Source organism: Sphingorhabdus buctiana, assembly GCF_042680825.1.
GTDB classification, from domain to species: domain Bacteria; phylum Pseudomonadota; class Alphaproteobacteria; order Sphingomonadales; family Sphingomonadaceae; genus Sphingorhabdus_B; species Sphingorhabdus_B buctiana.
Window position 1 is genome coordinate 32,218 of record NZ_JBHUEL010000008.1, and the last position, 18,788, is coordinate 51,005.

Annotated in this window: 18 protein-coding genes and 1 other RNA gene; 14 read left to right on the forward strand and 5 right to left on the reverse strand. The window is 60.0% G+C overall.

All coding sequences use genetic code 11. The features are described from left to right. Positions 1-2: 2 nt before the first annotated feature. Positions 3-347: a PilZ domain-containing protein gene (locus ACFSAG_RS08340; RefSeq protein WP_374614836.1), complete on the reverse strand. Its 345-nt coding sequence runs from the start codon at positions 345-347 to the stop codon at positions 3-5. A gap of 166 nt (positions 348-513) precedes the next feature. Between ACFSAG_RS08340 and ffs the strand changes: the two genes are divergently transcribed. Then, positions 514-608: signal recognition particle sRNA small type (gene ffs, locus ACFSAG_RS08345), an RNA gene on the forward strand. A gap of 8 nt (positions 609-616) precedes the next feature. Here ffs and ACFSAG_RS08350 read toward each other — a convergent pair. Then, the gene (locus tag ACFSAG_RS08350) at positions 617-859 is read right to left on the reverse strand and encodes a hypothetical protein (RefSeq protein ID WP_374614837.1); all 243 of its coding nucleotides are present in this window, start codon (positions 857-859) and stop codon (positions 617-619) included. An 18-nt stretch (positions 860-877) separates the two neighbouring features. Further along, positions 878-2,314, reverse strand: coding sequence for an 8'-apo-carotenoid 13,14-cleaving dioxygenase (locus tag ACFSAG_RS08355; RefSeq protein WP_381513435.1), 1,437 nt, complete (start codon positions 2,312-2,314; stop codon positions 878-880). Positions 2,315-2,366: 52 nt separating this feature from the next. Between ACFSAG_RS08355 and ACFSAG_RS08360 the strand changes: the two genes are divergently transcribed. From ACFSAG_RS08360 to ACFSAG_RS08385, 6 genes are all read left to right on the forward strand, one after another. Next, positions 2,367-2,984 (forward strand): TetR/AcrR family transcriptional regulator, encoded by a 618-nt coding sequence (locus tag ACFSAG_RS08360; protein ID WP_381513438.1) that lies wholly within the window; start codon positions 2,367-2,369, stop codon positions 2,982-2,984. A 97-nt stretch (positions 2,985-3,081) separates the two neighbouring features. Next, a complete protein-coding gene (ribB, locus tag ACFSAG_RS08365) occupies positions 3,082-4,350 on the forward strand; it encodes a 3,4-dihydroxy-2-butanone-4-phosphate synthase (RefSeq protein WP_381513441.1) in 1,269 nt (422 codons plus the stop codon). 5 nt (positions 4,351-4,355) lie between these two features. Continuing rightward, a complete protein-coding gene (gene ribH, locus ACFSAG_RS08370) occupies positions 4,356-4,775 on the forward strand; it encodes a 6,7-dimethyl-8-ribityllumazine synthase (protein WP_374614841.1) in 420 nt (139 codons plus the stop codon). A gap of 74 nt (positions 4,776-4,849) precedes the next feature. Further along, positions 4,850-6,454, forward strand: a complete 1,605-nt coding sequence (locus ACFSAG_RS08375; RefSeq protein ID WP_381513445.1) for an AbgT family transporter — start codon at positions 4,850-4,852, stop codon at positions 6,452-6,454. A 53-nt stretch (positions 6,455-6,507) separates the two neighbouring features. Continuing rightward, on the forward strand, positions 6,508-8,160 hold the full coding sequence (locus ACFSAG_RS08380) for a carboxyl transferase domain-containing protein (RefSeq protein ID WP_381513448.1): 1,653 nt from the start codon (positions 6,508-6,510) through the stop codon (positions 8,158-8,160). 5 nt (positions 8,161-8,165) lie between these two features. Beyond that, positions 8,166-10,022: an acetyl/propionyl/methylcrotonyl-CoA carboxylase subunit alpha gene (locus ACFSAG_RS08385; RefSeq protein WP_381513451.1), complete on the forward strand. Its 1,857-nt coding sequence runs from the start codon at positions 8,166-8,168 to the stop codon at positions 10,020-10,022. 56 nt (positions 10,023-10,078) lie between these two features. Here ACFSAG_RS08385 and acnA read toward each other — a convergent pair whose 3' ends face one another. After that, a complete protein-coding gene (gene acnA / locus ACFSAG_RS08390; RefSeq protein ID WP_381513453.1) occupies positions 10,079-12,757 on the reverse strand; it encodes an aconitate hydratase AcnA in 2,679 nt (892 codons plus the stop codon). A 239-nt stretch (positions 12,758-12,996) separates the two neighbouring features. Here acnA and ACFSAG_RS08395 point away from each other — a divergent pair, with 239 nt between their 5' ends. Then, positions 12,997-13,626 carry an SOS response-associated peptidase family protein gene (locus ACFSAG_RS08395; RefSeq protein WP_381513455.1) on the forward strand — a complete coding sequence of 210 codons (630 nt, stop codon included), beginning with the start codon at positions 12,997-12,999 and terminating at the stop codon, positions 13,624-13,626. Positions 13,627-14,120: 494 nt separating this feature from the next. On the opposite strand, the gene ACFSAG_RS08400 is transcribed toward ACFSAG_RS08395, so the two are convergent. Further along, positions 14,121-14,288 (reverse strand): hypothetical protein, encoded by a 168-nt coding sequence (locus ACFSAG_RS08400; protein ID WP_381513458.1) that lies wholly within the window; start codon positions 14,286-14,288, stop codon positions 14,121-14,123. 140 nt (positions 14,289-14,428) lie between these two features. Here ACFSAG_RS08400 and ACFSAG_RS08405 point away from each other — a divergent pair, with 140 nt between their 5' ends. The 6 genes from ACFSAG_RS08405 (at position 14,429) to ACFSAG_RS08430 (ending at position 18,712) form a co-directional block, all read left to right on the forward strand. Next, the gene (locus ACFSAG_RS08405) at positions 14,429-14,701 is read left to right on the forward strand and encodes a hypothetical protein (protein ID WP_381513461.1); all 273 of its coding nucleotides are present in this window, start codon (positions 14,429-14,431) and stop codon (positions 14,699-14,701) included. Then, positions 14,701-15,393 (forward strand): hypothetical protein, encoded by a 693-nt coding sequence (locus ACFSAG_RS08410; protein WP_381513463.1) that lies wholly within the window; start codon positions 14,701-14,703, stop codon positions 15,391-15,393. Before ACFSAG_RS08405 ends, ACFSAG_RS08410 begins: the two co-directional genes overlap by 1 nt. Before the next feature lie 77 nt (positions 15,394-15,470). Continuing rightward, positions 15,471-16,058 carry an HD domain-containing protein gene (locus ACFSAG_RS08415; RefSeq protein ID WP_374614850.1) on the forward strand — a complete coding sequence of 196 codons (588 nt, stop codon included), beginning with the start codon at positions 15,471-15,473 and terminating at the stop codon, positions 16,056-16,058. A gap of 23 nt (positions 16,059-16,081) precedes the next feature. After that, complete coding sequence (locus ACFSAG_RS08420) at positions 16,082-16,876, forward strand: class II aldolase/adducin family protein (protein ID WP_374614851.1); 795 nt, start codon at positions 16,082-16,084, stop codon at positions 16,874-16,876. A 66-nt stretch (positions 16,877-16,942) separates the two neighbouring features. Further along, the gene (locus ACFSAG_RS08425; RefSeq protein WP_381513466.1) at positions 16,943-17,689 is read left to right on the forward strand and encodes an META domain-containing protein; all 747 of its coding nucleotides are present in this window, start codon (positions 16,943-16,945) and stop codon (positions 17,687-17,689) included. 27 nt (positions 17,690-17,716) lie between these two features. Continuing rightward, positions 17,717-18,712, forward strand: a complete 996-nt coding sequence (locus ACFSAG_RS08430) for an alpha/beta hydrolase (RefSeq protein WP_381513469.1) — start codon at positions 17,717-17,719, stop codon at positions 18,710-18,712. The last annotated feature ends 76 nt before the right edge of the window (positions 18,713-18,788 follow it).

An 18,788-nucleotide genomic window follows, 5' to 3' on the forward strand; every position in this document is an offset into this window, starting at 1 on the left:
GATCAGGCCAGAACGAAACGGCGGATAATCGAATCCATCACCGCCTGATTCATCAGGTTCACAAAGGCGCAGCCAACCGCGCGTCCGTTGTTCCAGATCAGCTGCGATTCGATCGGCGAAAGGCCGGGTAGCGCCAGCCAGCATCGCGCACCTGCGGGCATTCCGGTCAGCGCTTCGCATTGGAAACCGGCGATCGAAAGGTCAGTAACCACAACGGCAAAGCTGGTGTTTCCCGACGGACGCAGCATCGCCGGGATGCGCAGTTTGATGCGCGGCGCGCAGCGATCCTCAAGAGCTGCCTGGTCGTAACGAAGCGAAGTCGGGTCTGCCGTTTCAGAAATGCTCATGGCACAAATTCCTGGTCGTTGGACCATGCATCGTGCGCGCGCAGGGTTAATCTGGTGCCCCTAGCTATGGTTAATCGCCGATTTCCCAGCCAAGCTACAGAAATCAAAGACATTTATCCTTTGCAGGGCGAACTTGAAATTTCACCGCGCACCTGCCATATGCGCCGCGGGAGTCGGATGGGCGCTGTCGTCGCCAACCCGGTCAGATCCTGACGGAAGCAGCCGTAACGATTTTTCGGCGGGTCATCCGGCTCCTAATTCCCCAACTATCACGCGGCGTCGCGCAAAGCCTCTATTTGATGCGTCAAACGATAGCCAGGTTCGATCACCAGCGCCTCGACCGTGGCCAGCCGTTGTTCCAGTTTTCGAATTTGCGCGTTCAGCGGTGCAACTTCGGCATTAGCGCGGATGAGAGCTCGTTCGCGTTTGCCGTGCTGGACCAACCAGACGATGGCGACCGGCAGCAGGAACGGTAGCGGGGCGAGGAGGAGGGAGAGGGTAAATATCGTCATTTTTACATTTCCATTGCTTCAGTTTGACGCAACCCAATTGCCGTGGAAACCCGGCGGGATGCGGTGCGGGATATGCACGATCGCTACCGGCGCGCCTTCGAAATCCAGTGCGTTCAGGATCACAAGGTCGGTGGTTTCGTCGCCTGTGTTGACGACATAGCCCATCAGCCAGCCATCATCCTCCGCCTCGCCGCCTTTACGAGGTACGAAAACAAATTCGCCGGGGATGTGGCCTGCGCCGAAATCATGTACCTGTTTGCCCCCGGCCACCAGATCATGCTTGAACAATTTCGACTGGTTGGGAGAGGCTGCATCGAAACCGTCTGGCAGCGACATCGCATAGGCATAGCGATAGGATTTGCCGATCCGGTCTTCATTGGGCCGGGGGAATTCTTGTGAGGCTTCGTCCACGACCCGCCGCGTTACATTTTGCGCTGACGGATCGATGGTCCAACGTTCGAACGGGACGCGGTTGGAATCCGGGCCCGCTGCATCTGGCCGGAACATCTGGTCGTGCGCGCACACATCAAGGATGACCTTGCCATCTTGGGTTTCGTACCCATTGCAGGGATGGAAAACATAGCAGGGATCGACGTCGCACCAGATCGTATCGCTGCCTTTGCCATCACGGCGCAGCAATCCGACGCGCGCCTTGTGCTCGGCATTCCAGCGATAGGGGAAAGGATGGCCCGAAATCAGCGCCTTCATTGAGAATGTGCAGGGCAGGTCGAGGATGATCACATAGTTTTTGGTGATCATGCAATCATGGATCATCGGGCCATTGCTGACCGCCACCGGTTCCTCACGCACCACCTTGCCGCTGGCATCGACGACAACATGCCAGATGCGGTCTTGCACATCGCCCTTGTAGCAGATGGCATGCATCTCTCCGCTATCGGGGTCGAGATGGGGATGCGCTGAAAAGGCATAATGCAGCGTGCCGCCAAATGGGTCGTGCGCGATCGTGTTGAGTTCCTCGTCTATACGCACCGGAAAGCCACCCGCCTCGACAATGGCCCAAGTCTGTCCTGCATGGCCGAGGACATTGGTGTTGACGGTGTCGAAGCGTTCATTGCGAGGGCCGGGGGCAGGGGGCTCACCCAAAGCGGCACTCACCGATTTGGAACGTATCCAGCGATTGCGATACCACAACGCCTTGCCGTCCTTCAGGCGCACGCCATGCACCATGCCGTCACCGAGGAACCAGTGGTAGGCGGCGGGATTGGGGTCGATGGGGTTGGGGCCGATGCGGATGTAACGACCATCGAGATCAGCCGGAATTGAACCGGTCACGCGCAAGGTATCCAGCGACAGTTCGGCTTCCATAGGTGTGTGGATGCCGGTCAGGTAAGGATGGGAAGCAGGGGCTTTGCGATGATCGCGGTTGAACTCCGCTACTTTCATAACACCTTTGGTCACGACGCCACGGATAAGGGTTTCGACTGCGCTCGCCATATCTGCTCTCCTCGCACTTGCCATTCGACTCGGCAATGTTTACAGCGATAACATGTCGGGCAAAGATAACAGTGTCAACATCGAAAATTCCAAGCGTGGATACCATCATGGTGATCTGCGCGTTGCGCTGGTTCAGGCCGGGCTGGAAATGCTCAAAACGCGTAGTGCCGACGAGGTCAGCCTGCGCGAAATTGCGCGGATGGTGGGTGTGAGTGCGACGGCTGTCTATCGCCACTTTCCGGATAAAGCCGCCTTGCTGGGGGCCTTGTGTGACGAGGGTGGGCGCGAACTTGCGCGGTTGCAGGTAGAGGCCATGAAGAAATCCGGCGGCGGGCGACCCGGATTTGATGCGGTTGGCAGGGCTTATGTGCGTTTTGCGCTCGATAACCCCACCTTGTTCCGGATGATGATGACCACGCGCCCCGCAGTCGATTTCCTCGATATCCAGCCAGATCGAGACAATAGCGCGCTGCAATTGTTGCGCGAGAATATTGCGGCTTTGGTGCCGGCGGGGGCGACCCAGGAACATCGCCGTATCGCAGCGCTTCGGGCTTGGTCGATCGTACATGGATTGGCAATGTTGATGCTCGACAATCAGGTCCCCGTTGACGAGGCTGTCATCGATGCGGTGGTCAATAGCGCCTCGGCAGGCATCGCGACGTCGCGATAATGAAATGTGAAGTTTGGGCTTTGACATTCACATCATGATGTGAAATCAGCAAGGTGTTACCTCGCTACAAGAGGTGTGATTCTCACGGGAATGTGAAATGTCGACCCAATTGATCGAAAAGCTGCGCAACCTTGTCACCGAAGGTGGACTCTCGCGTTCGGGCCTTGCCCGCGCCGCTGGGCTCCATGCCAATACCTTGCGCGACCTTGACGCGCCCGATTGGAACCCGACGGCGGAAACGCTGCGCAAACTTGAAAGCTATCTATTCTCGAACGACGATAGCCCCGCGCTCGTGCCAATCGAGGAAATCATTGAGGAAGCGCGCAATGGCCGCATGTATATCCTGGTCGATGATGAAGACCGTGAAAATGAAGGCGATCTGATCATCCCGGCACAGATGGCGACGCCCGATGCGATCAATTTCATGGCGACGCATGGCCGCGGCCTGATCTGCCTGGCGATGACCAAGGCGCGGTGCAGCCAACTGGGCCTTGCCCCCATGGCAAGCGAGAACCGCGAAAGCATGGAAACCGCCTTCACCGTTTCAATCGAGGCAAAGGAAGGTGTCACCACCGGCATCAGTGCCGCGGACCGTGCGCGCACCATCTCGGTCGCTGTCGATGCTTCCAAGGGGCCAGAGGATATCGTCTCACCCGGCCACGTCTTCCCGCTGACCGCGCGCGATGGCGGCGTGCTGGTGCGTGCTGGCCATACCGAGGCTGCGGTCGACATCAGCCGCCTCGCCGGCCTCAACCCATCGGGCGTGATCTGCGAGATCATGAAGGATGATGGCACCATGGCGCGGATGGATGATCTTGTCGCTTTTGCGCGGATGCACAAGCTGAAGATGGGCACGATCCGCGACCTGATCGAGTATCGCATGCGCAACGACCATCTGGTGGAGAAGGCTAGCGAGAGCGCCTTCCAGTCGGACTATGGTGGCGAATGGCGCGCGATGACCTATCGCAACAAGATCGACGGCAGCACCAATGTCGTGCTGCAAAAGGGCAAGGTGCTTCCCGACGAACCCACGCTGGTGCGCATGCATGCCATTTCGATTTTCGATGACGTTCTTGGCCGATCGGGTCCGCGCAAGCGCACCCTGCAGCGTTGCATGGCCGAAATCGGCAAGGAAGGCCGCGGCCTGATTGTGCTGTTGATGCCAAGCGGCCCGCAAAGCCTGCAGCATGAAGTGGGCGGCACCAAGCCGGAGGGCGGCGAATTGCGCGTCTATGGTATTGGCGCGCAAATCCTTGCCGATCTGGGCGTGCACGATATGGTCCTCCTCACCAATTCGCACCGTACCGTTGTTGGCCTTGAAGGCTATGGCATCCACGTCGTCGGCGAACGCCCCATTCCGGAGTAAGAATAATGGCAAAATTCCTGATCGTTGAAGCGCGTTTCTACGACCATTTGAACGACATGCTGGTCGCAGGGGCGAAGGCAGCGCTCAAATCTGCCGGGCATGAGGTGGAGGTGATCACCGTCCCCGGCGCACTCGAAATTCCAGGCGCGATCGCGCTCGCTGACCAGAGCGACATGTATGACGGCTATGTCGCCATCGGCGTCGTCATCCGCGGTGAGACCTATCATTTCGAGATCGTCGCCGGCGAAAGCGCACGCGGCATCATGGCGCTGACCATGGATGGCGTCGCCATCGGCAATGGCATCCTGACGGTCGAAAATGAAGAACAGGCGATCGTCCGCGCCGATCCGAGCCAGAAGGACAAGGGCGGCGAAGCTGCAAAGGCCGCCATCGCCCTGCTGGACCTGCGCAACCGTTTCGGCTAGGGCCGTTTTCATTCGGGGACATTAGCATTTAGCCTGCCATGCACTTGGCGGGCTAAACATTTATGGATGTCCGAATGACCAGTTCCCAAGACCAGCTCCGCCAGCGCGGATTTCTCAATGCGATCGAACGGCTCGGCAACAAATTGCCCGATCCGATCATGATTTTCGTGTGGCTCATCCTCTTCCTGATGATCCTCTCGCAGGTCGGGGCCTTGCTGGGCTGGTCTGCCTCGCTGCCCTATACCGGCAAGGAAGCGCCGCAATGGGGTGAACTCAAGGACGGTGTTCTCACCTATCGCGCGACCAGCCTGTTCAACGAAGAAAATATCGCGCGGTTGCTGACCGAGATGCCCAAGACGATGTCGGGCTTTGCCCCGCTGGGTCTGGTACTGGTCATTGTACTGGGTGCATCGGTGGCCGAGAAGGCAGGATTGTTCTCCGCACTGATCCGCGGTTCGCTGCGCAACGCGCCGCGCGCCATCATGACGCCGCTGGTCGCCATCATAGGCATGGTCTCGCACCATGCGTCGGATGCGGCCTATGTCGTGTTCATCCCGCTGGCTGCCATCCTGTATGCCGCAGTCGGGCGCCATCCGCTGGTCGGGCTGGCGGCGGCATTCGCGGCTGTCTCCGGTGGTTATGCGGGCAACATCACCCCGGGCCAGATCGATGTGCTGCTGTTCGGCTTTACGCAAGAGGCGGCGCGCATTGTCGATCCCGCATGGACAATGAACCCGGTTGGCAATTGGTGGTTCATCCTTTCGATCGTGATCGTCTTCACGCCCATCATCTGGTTCGTCACCGACCGCATCATCGAGCCGCGCCTTGGCGCGTGGGGCAAGGAACCCGATGAGGAGCTGCGGGCGGAACTTGCCAAATCCGAAATCACCCCTTCTGAGCGCAAGGGCCTGCGCCTGGCCGGGTTGACCGCGTTACTCGTCGTCGGCGCGTTCGCTGCACTGTCATTGCTGCCCGGATATACCCCGCTGCTCGATGAAACGAAGGAAGGCACGGCGCAGATGCAGCCTTTCTATTCGGCCCTGATCGCCGGCTTTTTCCTGCTCTTTGTAAGCACCGGCCTTGCCTTTGGCATCGGTGCGGGCAGCGTGAAATCGAGCAATGACGCGCTGCGCATGATGCAAGACGGCATCAGGTCGATGGCGCCCTATATCGTCTTTGTATTCTTCGCCGCGCATTTCGTGGCGATGTTCAACTGGTCGCGGCTGGGCCCGATTCTGGCAATTGACGGTGCGATTTTCTTGAAAGACTTCGGGCTTAGCGCGCCGTTCCTGTTGGTCAGCGTGTTGCTGCTCTCTTCGGTTCTGGATCTCTTCATCGGCTCCGCCAGCGCGAAATGGAGCGCGCTCGCGCCCGTGGTCGTGCCGATGTTCATGCTGCTGGGCATCAGCCCTGAAATGACCACCGCTGCCTATCGCATGGGCGACAGCTACACCAACATCATGACCCCGCTGATGAGCTATTTCCCGCTCATCCTCGCCTTTGCCCGGCGCTGGGATGGCGATGTGGGTGTCGGCACCTTGCTATCGCTAATGCTGCCTTACGCGCTGTGTTTCATGGCGGCGGGCATTGCGATGACGGTGGGCTGGGTCGCGCTGGATCTGCCGCTCGGCCCGGGGGCGCAGGTGCATTACGTGCCGCCCGGGGGCGTACTCCAATAGCCGCGTAATAAAATTACGTTTCGCTTGGCGACCAACTGTTTATAGATGGGCGCATGACCGCACCTGTCTTATCGACCAGCTATAATGCCGACGATCCGGCAACCCAGGCCCGCGCCGCGCACAACCGCGCCTTGGCAGAGGAATTGCGCGCCAAGGTGGCACAGGCCGCGCTCGGCGGGCCAGAGCAGCATCGCGAACGCCATGTGGCGCGCGGAAAGCTGTTGCCGCGCGATCGTGTCGAACGGCTGCTTGATCCCGGCGCGCCCTTTCTTGAGATTGGCCAGCTCGCTGCCAACGGCATGTACGAAGGCGATGTGCACGGCGCGAGCCTAATCACCGGTATCGGCCGTGTGTCGGGGCGTGAGTGCATGATCGTGTGCAACGATGCGACGGTGAAGGGTGGCACTTATTATCCGCTGACGGTGAAGAAGCACCTTCGCGCGCAGGAAATCGCGATGGAGAACCGGCTGCCGTGCATCTACCTCGTCGATAGTGGCGGGGCGAACCTGCCGCACCAGGCAGAGGTCTTTCCCGACCGCGAACATTTCGGCCGCATCTTCTTCAACCAGGCGAACATGTCGGCGAAGGCGATCCCGCAAATCGCCTGCGTGATGGGTAGCTGCACCGCAGGCGGAGCCTATGTGCCGGCGATGTCGGACGAGACGGTGATCGTGAAGAAACAGGGTACGATCTTCCTCGCTGGCCCACCGCTGGTGAAGGCGGCAACGGGCGAGGAAATCAGCGCAGAGGATCTCGGCGGGGGAGACCTGCACGCCAAGAAATCTGGCGTGGTCGACCATCTGGCCGAGAATGACGAACATGCGCTGACCATCGTGAGGGATATTGTTTCGCACATCCCCCTCCCGCTTGCGGGAGGGGTTAGGGGAGGGCCTGAGTCATCCCAGCACTGGCCCTCCCCCAGCCCCTCCCGCATGCGGGAGGGGGGCATTCGCCCGCCCAAATATGATCCGCAGGAACTCTACGGCATCATCCCCGAAGACGTCCGCGCACCCTATGATGTGCATGAGGTGATTGCGCGCCTTGTCGATGGCAGCGAATTTCATGAGTTCAAGGCGCTCTATGGCAGCACCCTTGTTTGCGGTTTCGCCCATATCTGGGGGATGCCGGTCGCGATCCTCGCCAACAACGGCGTGCTGTTCAGCGAGAGCGCGCAAAAGGGCGCGCATTTCATCGAACTGGCGCAGCAGCGCAAAATTCCATTGCTGTTCCTGCAGAATATCAGCGGATTTATGGTCGGCGGCAAATATGAGGCAGAGGGGATTGCCAAGCATGGCGCAAAGCTGGTCACCGCCGTCGCCACCGCGACGGTGCCCAAAATCACTGTGCTGATCGGCGGCAGCTTTGGCGCAGGCAATTATGGCATGTGCGGGCGCGCTTATTCGCCCCGCTTCCTATTCAGCTGGCCCAATGCGCGGATCAGCGTGATGGGCGGCGAACAGGCGGCTTCGGTGCTGGCAACAGTGCACCGCGATGCCGCAAGCTGGAGCCCTGAACAGGCCGAAGCCTTCAAGACTCCGATCCGCCAGAAATATGAAGATGAGGGGAATCCATACTACGCGACGGCCCGGCTGTGGGACGACGGGATTATTGACCCTGCACAGTCACGCGACGTGCTGGGGCTGGCGCTCGCGGCGACGCTGAATGCGCCGGTTGAAGATCGCGGCTTTGGCGTGTTCAGGATGTAATGCAAATGATCCAATCCCTCCTCATCGCCAATCGTGGCGAAATTGCTTGCCGGATCATCCGCACCGCACGGGCCATGGGTATCCGCACCATTGCGGTCTATTCGGATGCCGATGCCGACGCGCTGCATGTGCGCTTGGCTGATGATGCCGTGCATATCGGGCCCTCTGCCGCGCGCGAAAGCTATCTGGTGGGTGAAAAGATCATCGATGCCGCGCGCGCGACTGGCGCTGAGGCGATCCACCCGGGCTATGGTTTCCTCTCTGAAAATGCGGAATTTGCGCAGCGCGTGATCAGCGCAGGGCTGGTCTGGGTTGGCCCCAACCCGGCGAGTATCACCGCCATGGGCCTGAAAGATGCGGCCAAGCAATTGATGCAGCAGGCTGGTGTGCCAGTGACCCCGGGCTATATGGGCAGCAACCAGGATGCGGGTTTCCTGTCGATCCAAGCCGATGGCGTCGGTTATCCGGTGCTGATCAAGGCAGTCGCTGGCGGCGGCGGCAAGGGGATGCGGCTGGTCGAACGGCCAGAGGATTTTGCCGATGCACTCGCCAGTTGCCGGCGTGAGGCGGCGGCGAGCTTTGGCAACGACCATGTCCTGATCGAGAAATATATCCAGCGCCCGCGCCATATCGAGGTGCAGGTGTTTGGTGACAGCCACGGCCAGATTGTCCACCTATTCGAGCGCGATTGCTCGCTCCAGCGCCGCCACCAGAAAGTGATCGAGGAAGCGCCTGCGCCGGGTATGGATGCCGAAACGCGCGAAGCGTTATGCGCAGCGGCCGTGCGCGCCGCCAAGGCAGTCGACTATGTCGGCGCGGGCACGATCGAGTTCATCGCCGATGCTTCGGCAGGGCTGCGCGCCGACCGTATCTGGTTCATGGAAATGAACACCCGCCTGCAGGTCGAACATCCGGTGACCGAGGCGATTACCGGCGTTGATCTGGTCGAATGGCAGTTGCGCATCGCGAGCGGCGAACGCCTGCCCATGACGCAGGAGCAGCTTGGCATCAACGGCTGGGCGATGGAGGCGCGACTCTATGCCGAGGATCCCGAAAAGGGCTTCCTCCCTTCCATCGGCAAGCTCGAACATCTGGTGCTGCCCGAAAATCTGCGCGTCGATACCGGGGTGGAGCAGGGCGGCGAAGTCTCCCCCTTTTACGACCCGATGATCACCAAGCTGATTGCGCATGGCGGAACGCGTGACGAGGCCATCGCGCGGCTTGAGGCGGGCATCGACGATACCGAAGTCTGGCCAGTCAAAACCAACGCCGGCTTCCTCGGCAATTTGCTGCGTCACCCCGAGTTCCTCTTGGGCGATGTCGATACCGGCCTAATCGGGCGCGATGGCGACGAACTGGTGCACCCGATTGAGGCGGAGGTTGAGGAATTGACCGAAGTCGCGGCGCTTCTCGCTGCCAGCCCGGGCGAAGGGCCTTGGAGCGGTGCGCTCGGTTTCCGCATGAATGCTGCAGCGCACGCGGTGGCACGTCTGCGCGACGATGCGGGTACGGTTTATGAAGTGCCGATCGACGAAGTGAATGTGGCCGAGCCTGCGCGCGATGTCCTCGCCTTCACCGGCGGATTCGCGCGCCGCTACACGCTCGATCGCCACGAAGGCGCGCATGGCGGGGTAGCGGGCGATGGCACCATCCTCTCCCCCATGCCGGGCCGCATCATCGCGGTCGACGTGTCGGCGGGGCAGGCGGTGACCAAGGGTCAGAAACTGCTCACCCTCGAGGCAATGAAGATGGAGCATACGCTCACCGCGCCATTTGACGGGGTGGTGGCAGAGCTTAACGCCGTCGCCGGTGCGCAGGTGCAGGTTGAGGCGTTACTGGCGCGGATCGAAGACGCAGCCTGAAACGAAAAAGGGCCGCGAAATCCGCGGCCCTCTTCATTCTCAACGACAGTGGCCGATCAGGCAGCCAGCTTGCGCAGCACATAGTGCAGGATGCCGCCGTTGAGGAAATATTCCAGCTCATTGGCGGTATCGATGCGGCACAGCGCGTCGAAGGTGAAGGTCGATCCATCCTTGCGGGTAACCTTGACTGTCACCGTCTGGCGCGGCTTCAAATTGGCGACGCCGGTGATGGTGAAGCTGCAATCGCCATCGAGGCCAAGGCTCTGGCGGTTTTCGCCTTCCTTGAACTGCAGGGGCAAAACGCCCATGCCGACAAGGTTCGAACGGTGGATACGCTCAAAGCTTTCGACAATAACGGCCTTGACGCCGAGCAGGTTGGTACCCTTCGCCGCCCAGTCACGTGACGATCCGGTGCCATATTCCTTGCCGCCGATCACAACCATCGGTGTGCCGTCGGCCTTGTGCTTCATCGCTACGTCGTAAATCGGTTCGGCAGGGCCATCGCCATAACGGCTCATGCCACCTTCGATTCCGGGCACCATTTCGTTCTTGATTCTTATATTCGCAAACGTGCCACGCATCATGACTTCGTGGTGGCCGCGGCGGGCGCCGTAGCTGTTGAAGTCTGACTTGCTGACCTGATGTTCCATAAGCCATTTTCCGGCCGGGCTGTCTGCCTTGATGCTGCCGGCGGGGCTGATGTGGTCGGTGGTGATCGAGTCGCCGAGGATCGCGAGCGGCTTGGCTTCGATGATGTCCGAAACCGGGGCCGGGGTCATGCTCATGCCCTCGAAATAAGGCGGGTTGGCGACATAGGTGCTGCCTGCGCGCCACTGGTAGGTTTCCGAACCCTCGACGTTGATCTTCTGCCAATGCTCGTCGCCCTTATAGACGTTGGCATAGCGCGCCTCGAACATTTCGCGGCTGATATTCGCGGTCATCAGGTCGTGGACTTCGGCGTTGGAGGGCCAGATGTCCTTGAGGAAGACGTCGTTGCCATCCTTGTCCTGCCCGATCGGGGTGGTGGTGAAATCCTCGGTCACCGTGCCCTTGAGCGCGTAAGCAACAACCAGCGGCGGCGAAGCGAGGAAGTTCGCGCGTACATCGGGTGAGACGCGGCCTTCAAAGTTGCGGTTGCCCGAAAGGACCGAGGCGGCGACGATATCATTGCCGTTGATCGCCTTCGAAATCGGCTCTGCCAGCGGGCCGGAGTTGCCGATGCAGGTGGTGCAGCCATAGCCGACAAGGTTGAAGCCAACCGCGTCGAGATGCTCCTGCAACCCAGCCTTCACCAGATAGTCGGTGACGACCTGCGATCCCGGCGCGAGCGACGTCTTCACCCAGGGCTTGGGCTTGAGGCCGCGCTCATTCGCCTTCTTGGCGACGAGGCCCGCCGCGACGAGCACGCCCGGGTTCGAGGTGTTGGTGCACGAGGTAATCGCCGCGATCACAACGTCGCCGTCGCCGATGTCATGGGCTTTGCCTTCGACAGGCACGCGCTTGAAGCCGTCATGCTTGTAAACTTCGGCGAGGTCCTTGTTGAACACATCGTCGACGTTCGACAGCACGACCTTGTCCTGCGGGCGCTTTGGCCCCGCCAGCGAGGGCTGCACGGTCGACATGTCGAGTTCGAGGGTGGAGCTGAATACCGGCTCGACCGAGGGATCGATCCAGAAACCCTGTTCCTTGGCATAAGCCTCGGCGAGCGCGATCGCGTCTTCGCTGCGGCCCGTGAGGCGCATATAGTCGAGCGTCTTGTCGTCGATGCCGAAGAAGCCGCAGGTCGCGCCATATTCGGGCGCCATGTTGGCGAGCGTCGCGCGGTCGGCGAGGGTCAGCGAGGCAAGGCCCGGGCCATAATATTCGACGAAGCGGCCAACCACGCCATGCGCGCGCAGCATCTGGGTGCAGGTGAGGACGAGGTCGGTCGCGGTGATGCCTTCGGGCAGCGAACCGGTCAGCTTGAAGCCGACGACTTCGGGGATCAGCATCGATACCGGCTGGCCGAGCATCGCGGCCTCTGCCTCGATGCCGCCCACGCCCCAGCCAAGAACGCCAAGGCCGTTGATCATCGTCGTGTGGCTGTCGGTGCCAACGCAGGTGTCGGGGTAAGCGACGGTCGCGCCGCTCTGATCCTGCGAGGTCCAGACGGCCTGTGCGATATGCTCAAGGTTCACCTGGTGGCAGATGCCGGTGCCCGGGGGAACCGCCTTGAAATTGTCGAGCGATTTCGAACCCCATTTCAGGAAGTCATAACGCTCCCCGTTGCGGTAATATTCGATCTCCACATTCTGCTCGAACGCCTTGGGGTGGCCGAATTCATCAACCATCACCGAGTGGTCGATGACGAGGTGGACGGGGACGAGCGGGTTGATCTTGCTGGTATCGCCGCCCAGCTTTGCAATCGCATCGCGCATTGCGGCAAGGTCGACGACGCAAGGAACGCCAGTGAAATCCTGAAGGAGCACGCGCGCCGGGCGATACTGGATCTCGTTCTGGCTTTCGGTGGGGTTCTTCTGCCAATCGACAAGCGCCTGGGCATCGGCGGTCGAAACGGTGAAGCCGCCATCTTCAAAACGCAGCAGGTTTTCGAGCAGCACCTTCATGCTAAAGGGCAGGCGCGATACATCGCCCAGCTTTTCCGCCGCCTTTTTCAACGAATAATAGGCATATTGCTTCCCCCCGACATTCAATGTCGAGCGGGTGCCAAGCGAGTCTTGTCCAACGGCGGTCATGGTAATTACCCCTTCTTTGTTCGGTGCCCATGCGCGGGATTGGGGAAGACAGCGCCTTTTACACAACCGCTAGTCCTGAGCCTGTCGACGGACGGCAGGGTGGACCAGTCGGTGAGGGCCATCAAACCAGCGCAGAAGCGGGAGATTCGACTTTCGCGCGCGGCCTAGCCGAACATGGGTTGTGGGGCAAGAGGGGGAGCCTGATTGCAATTCACCCGCCACGGCTTACCATCCGACCTATGTGCAACCATTATGCGAACAGCCCCGAAATCCAGGCAGAGCTTTCGACATGGCGCGAATTTATCGCATGGGATTTGAAGGCGCCCTTGCCGCCAGAGGCAGAGGCGGTCGAAACCGATGTCTGGCCGCGGCGCAAGGCGTGGGTTGTGCGGCAAGAGGGCGTACATAAGGAGGGCGGGGGCGCCTTTGCCGACATCATGGCATGGGGTGTGCCGCTGTCGCTGCCCGGCAAGCGGCCGGGAACGACGGTGATCAAATATGTCACCAATATCAGGAACCTTGATAGCCCATTCTGGCGATCGATGCTGGCGCGGCCGCATCAACGCTGCCTCGTCCCCTTCGCCCGCTTTGCAGAGCCGAAAATCGGCGCTGGCCGCGAAGAACATTGGTTCACACTAAAGGATCGGCCAATCGGCGCCTTTGCCGGCCTGTGGCGCGCCGACGCAAATGGGGCAAAGGTCTTTGCCTTCCTGACCTGTGAGCCCAACCCGCTGGTCGCCCCGCTGCACCCAAAGGCGATGCCGGTGATCCTGCACGAAAGCGATTATGCCCGCTGGCTGGAAGGCAGCGAAGCGGACGCCCGCGCACTGGCGCTGCCCTATCCTTCGCAGTTGATGGGGGTGGGGTAGTTTCGAAAAACTTTGTCAGCAAGGCCGCATAAGTAGAATACGATTCAATGTAAGCAGAGGTTTTTCCTAAGCATAAAGCAATCTTTATGCTTGTTGAAAACTTTTGCTTTGAGAAGAATCCGTGCCGGTTTATAGGAACTAATTAGACCCAAACAACGGGCGGGTGACAGCCACGTCACTGAGGTGAGTTAGAGCTTAGTTAAACTCAAATGCGTGCTGGCGCGGCCACCGGCGAGTGTGGTGACACACACTCTCCAAACGGCCTAAGCGCCAGCGCAAATATGCACGAACGTGAACACGTCGCAACATATACGCCTCCTCTTTTCCTGACGCTGGCTTGAGGCCAGCCCTCCGAGGAGCCTCTTGCCCCTCGCCGCAATAAGGGGCTTGAGGTGGAGGTTCAGGAAAGTGGTGACGTGACTGTCAGGGTCGATTCTACAGGCGACTCAAATGATTCTGCAAACCCCTATTTCGCGAACTTGTGGATAAACTGATCACAAAGTATTTCGCTTGCTAATGTAGGCTCCGATCAACCAACCGATCAGTGCTCCAAACAATATGGCCGACGCGGCAACAATAGGTTTTCCGTCCCAATTCAAAACGGCCGCAATAATGCCAGCAACCAGTCCAGCAAAAATGCCGTTACGGGCATGTCTGTTCATAACCGCTCCACCTCCTTTGAGTTGATGACACGTGTAATACACCTCTCATGAACCGATGCATGAAGAATAAACCTCTGTCCTACATATAACCATATAGGTTACGTCTGATTCGTTTCTCTAACCGGAAAGGAATCGCTGCCATGCCTGCCCCGCCACCTCCACCGCGAAAAACGCCGCGCGCTGCGCCTAATCAACCCATCCCTCTATCGCCCAAATTGGCTGGGTTGCAGGCGATGCTCTACGAACTGGCGAAGAGCGAGCGGATGGATCAGTTGGTCGAATATTTGCACGACCTGCGGCAGGAATTTGATTGGGCTGCTGCCGAGTTGAAGGCGCTCGGCTTTTGCGCGCCCTGCTATTTCTCCATACTCGACGATGGTGATGCGCATGATTGCCCAGAGGAGGATCGGTAATGGCGCGGCGCCGAAAGCCGGAGGATGATCTGGCCGCTGCCTCCGCCAATCCGCCGCAGCATATTCCCGGCGGGCCGCGGATCAATTTCAAGGCGTTGATGCCGGGTTATCCGAAGCGGCATGATGGCTGGAACCAGCACCGGGTGCAGCGCTTCCTCGATACGCTGGCGCATACTGGCTGCGTCAAGGATGCGGCGCGGGTGGCGGGGATGTCTGCCGTGGCGGCGCGGCGGGCGCAGCGGCGCTACCCCCCTTTTGCGGCTGCGTGGGAGGATGCGCTTGAACGTTCGCAGCAGGGGCTGATTGCCATTGCCTATCAGCGCGCGGTGGAGGGGCGCGAGACGATCATCATCCGCAAGGGGGAGGAATATGAGCGCAAGATCGAACCTTCGGATGCAATGCTCGGCCTGCTGATCAAACGCGGCGACATGACGGGCGGCAAACTCGCCGGGAATTCCGAGGCGGTGCTGACATTTGAGGAATATCAGGCCGGCTGGCGCTTTGACGGTTGGGGCAAGAAATTCCGGCAGGAAGAACCGGCGATGGTGCGAAAGAAGCTGGAGGAAAAGCTCACCGCGATGCGCCAGCGGCTGTTCATCGATGCCGACCGGCAGGGCGTGTGCATCCGCTGCGACGCGCCGCTGCGCCCCGGCGTCACCAACCAGATGCTGCACGAAGGCAATAAGGGGTAGGGTGCCGCCAATCGCGCTCTCCCCCCTTGCATTTGGGGGCGTTTCAGTGAATCCTGCTTTCCAAGAGGAGAGCATTAATGACCGACCTGCTGGAAAAGAGCGCGCAGTTCCGCACCATGACCGAGGGTACCCAGGAAGACTGGGATATCATTCGCGCGCATATGAAGCCCTTTTCGGCCAATGGCGGCGCGCGGGTGCTCGATCATCTGCGCTTGCTCGATGGCGATTTTGGCGGCTTTCCGGTCGACCGGCTGACCCACTGCCTGCAGACGGCAACGCGGGCCTATCGCGATGGCCGTGATGAGGAATATGTCGTGATGGCGCTGCTCCACGATATTGGCGACACGCTGGGCGCCTATAACCATCCCGATATTGCCGCGGCGATCCTGAAGCCCTTCGTTTCAGAAGAGCTCCACTGGATCGTGCAGCATCATGGCATTTTCCAAGGCTATAATTTCTTCCACTATCTCGGCCTCGATCGCAACATGCGTGACCAATATGCCGACCATCCTTATTATGCCGCGACCGCCGAGTTCATCGAGAAATATGACTGCCCGGCTTTCGACCCCGATTATGATACCCTTCCGCTTGAATTTTTTGAGCCGATGGTGATGAAGCTGTTCGAGAAGCCCAAGACCAGCGTATATAAGCGGGCGATGGAATAGGATCAGGATTTCAGGAGAGACACATGTCCGTAATGATGAACACGGCAACCGCCGCCAATGACGACCATATCCGCAACACGGTGAGCGAAGAGGAATGGGCGGTCCGCGTCGATCTGGCCGCTGCCTATCGGCTGGTCGCGCTTTATGGCTGGGACGATTTGATCTTCACCCACCTGTCTGCCCGCGTGCCGGGGCCGGAGCATCATTTCCTGATCAACCCCTATGACATGATGTTTGAGGAGATTACCGCTTCCTCGCTCGTCAAGATCGATGTCGACGGGCAGCCGGTGGTGCCGACCGCGCATCCGGTGAACCCCGCCGGTTTCACCATCCACTCCGCCATCCACATGGCGCGCGAGGATGCGCATGCGGTGATGCACCTGCATACGCCTGCTGGCCAGGCTGTCAGTGCGATGGCCGAAGGGCTGTTGCCGCACACCCAGACCGCGATGATCGCCAAGCACAATGTCGCCTATCACGAATATGAAGGCATCGCGACCGACCTTGATGAGCGCGAGCGGCTGGTCGAGGATCTGGGCGAGAAACATGCGATGATCCTCAGGAACCACGGCACGCTGGCCGTGGGGCAGAGCGTCGCCGATTGCTTCATGCGGCTCTATTTCCTTGAGCGTGCCTGCGATGCGCAGGTGAAGATGCTCTCGGCAGGCCGAGAGAATCTGCACACCCCGCCGCAGGGCGTCGAAGGCAAGGTCGAAACCCAATCGCCGCCGGGGGGCATGGCGATGGTGGCGCAAAGCCTTGCCTGGCCCGCGCTGCTGCGCAAGCTTGATCGGATCGATCCCAGCTACAAAAACTGATTTCCCCTCGGACCGCGCGGGGGCAGCGGTCTGCATAAGCTTTCACTCTTGAAGCAGGAGATGCGAATGCGGATGGTTGCAATGGCACTGGCGGGCAGCATGCTGCTCGCAGGGTGCGTTTCCTATAGCGGCCCAGAGGACGACAAGGGCGACCTCGCCAAGCCCGTCGAGGCAATTGAAGCCACCTTCCAGTGCGGCAATGGCAAAAGGTTCGACGTCGCCTTTACCGGCAATGCGGCCAAGCTCTCGGTCGGCGCGGCAAGCTATTCACTCAAGCAGGAAGTCAGCGGATCGGGCTATGCCTATGCCGGAGAAGGCCACAGCCTGCGCGGCAAGGGCAAGGATGTGACCTGGACCGAGCCTTCGGGCGCGAGCAACGAGTGTTTCGAGATCGATCCCGACAACCCGCCGCAGGTCTTGCCTGTCGCGCCGCCGGTAACGCGTGGGCTTCCCGGCACCAAATGGCGGCTGGTCCAGTTCCAGTCGATGGACGACAGCATCGGCACCAAGATTCCGCCCAATCCGGAAAAATATGTGCTCAATTTCGCCAGCGACGGTTCGCTGGCGGCGCAGCTCGATTGCAACCGGCTGATGGGCAAGTGGGAAGCAACGCCCAGTTCACCCACCGGCGGGGGCCTTGCGATCAGCGGCGGGGCGATGACGCGCGCGATGTGCCAGCCGGGCGCGATGGACGTAACCATCGCCCGCGATCTCGGCTTCGTCCGCAGCTACACCATCCGCGGCACGACGCTCAGCCTCTCACTTATGGCCGATGCCGGCATCTACACCTGGGAAGCATTGCCGCCCGGTTAGCGTGAACAGAAGGAGGGGAGTGGGCGCATGAAAAAATTCCTGCTCGCATTGGTGGCGATAGTCGCGCTGGCTGCAGTCACCGTCCTCTACATCACGCCTTGGCCCAGTGTCTGGGCGATCCGCATGCTGTTCGACCATGGGGCGAAGACGGCGTCCGATGCGCTGGTGAAGCATCTGCCCGATAATGTGACCGCGCAACGCGCATTGCGCTATGACACCGCCGATCGCGACGCGCTTCTCGACATTTACCGCCCTGCGCAGCTCGATCCGGCGCGTCCGACGATCGTCTGGATCCATGGTGGCGGTTTTGTTTCGGGCAGGCGCGGCGATATCGAAAACTACCTGAAAATCCTTGCTGGCAAGGGTTTTGCTGTCGTCAATGTCGATTACACCATCGCTCCGACCGCGACTTATCCGACCCCGACACGGCAATTTGCAAAAGCCATTGCCTATCTGGACCGCAATGCCGGAAAGCTGGGTATCAATGGCGATGCCTTTGTGTTTGCGGGCGATTCCGCAGGTTCGCATGTCGCGGCCCAACTCGCCAATATCGTCACCGCGCCAGACTATGCGCGCAAGGTCGGCATAACGGCACCGATCACGCCTGCGGAGATGAAAGGCGCGCTGCTCCATTGCGGCGTGTTCGATGCCGCGATGCTCGATCCCGATGCGGGCGGTTTTGGTGGCTGGTTCATCCGCACGGTGATCTGGTCGTACAGCGGAAAGCGCGAATGGCGCGATGTTCCGGGTTTCGAGACTTTTTCGGTCGGCAATTACCTGACCCCGGCATTTCCGGCGACTTTCATCAGCGCTGGCAATGCAGATCCGCTGGGTCCCCAATCGGTGAAATTTGACCGGCAGTTGCGGGCGCAGGGCGTTACTGTCACCAGTCTGTTCTATCCGCCCGACCATGATCCGCCGCTGGGCCACGAATATCAGTTCAATCTTGATGGAGAGGCGGGCCAGAAAGCGCTGGCCGAAACGGTGAAATGGCTCGAAACGCTCGACCGGAAAACTATGTAGATTTTACATGATGTTAACCTTACAATTTACCCTTCTGAAAGACTAGGTGGCTAACCCGCTGCGGAAATCCGTGTGG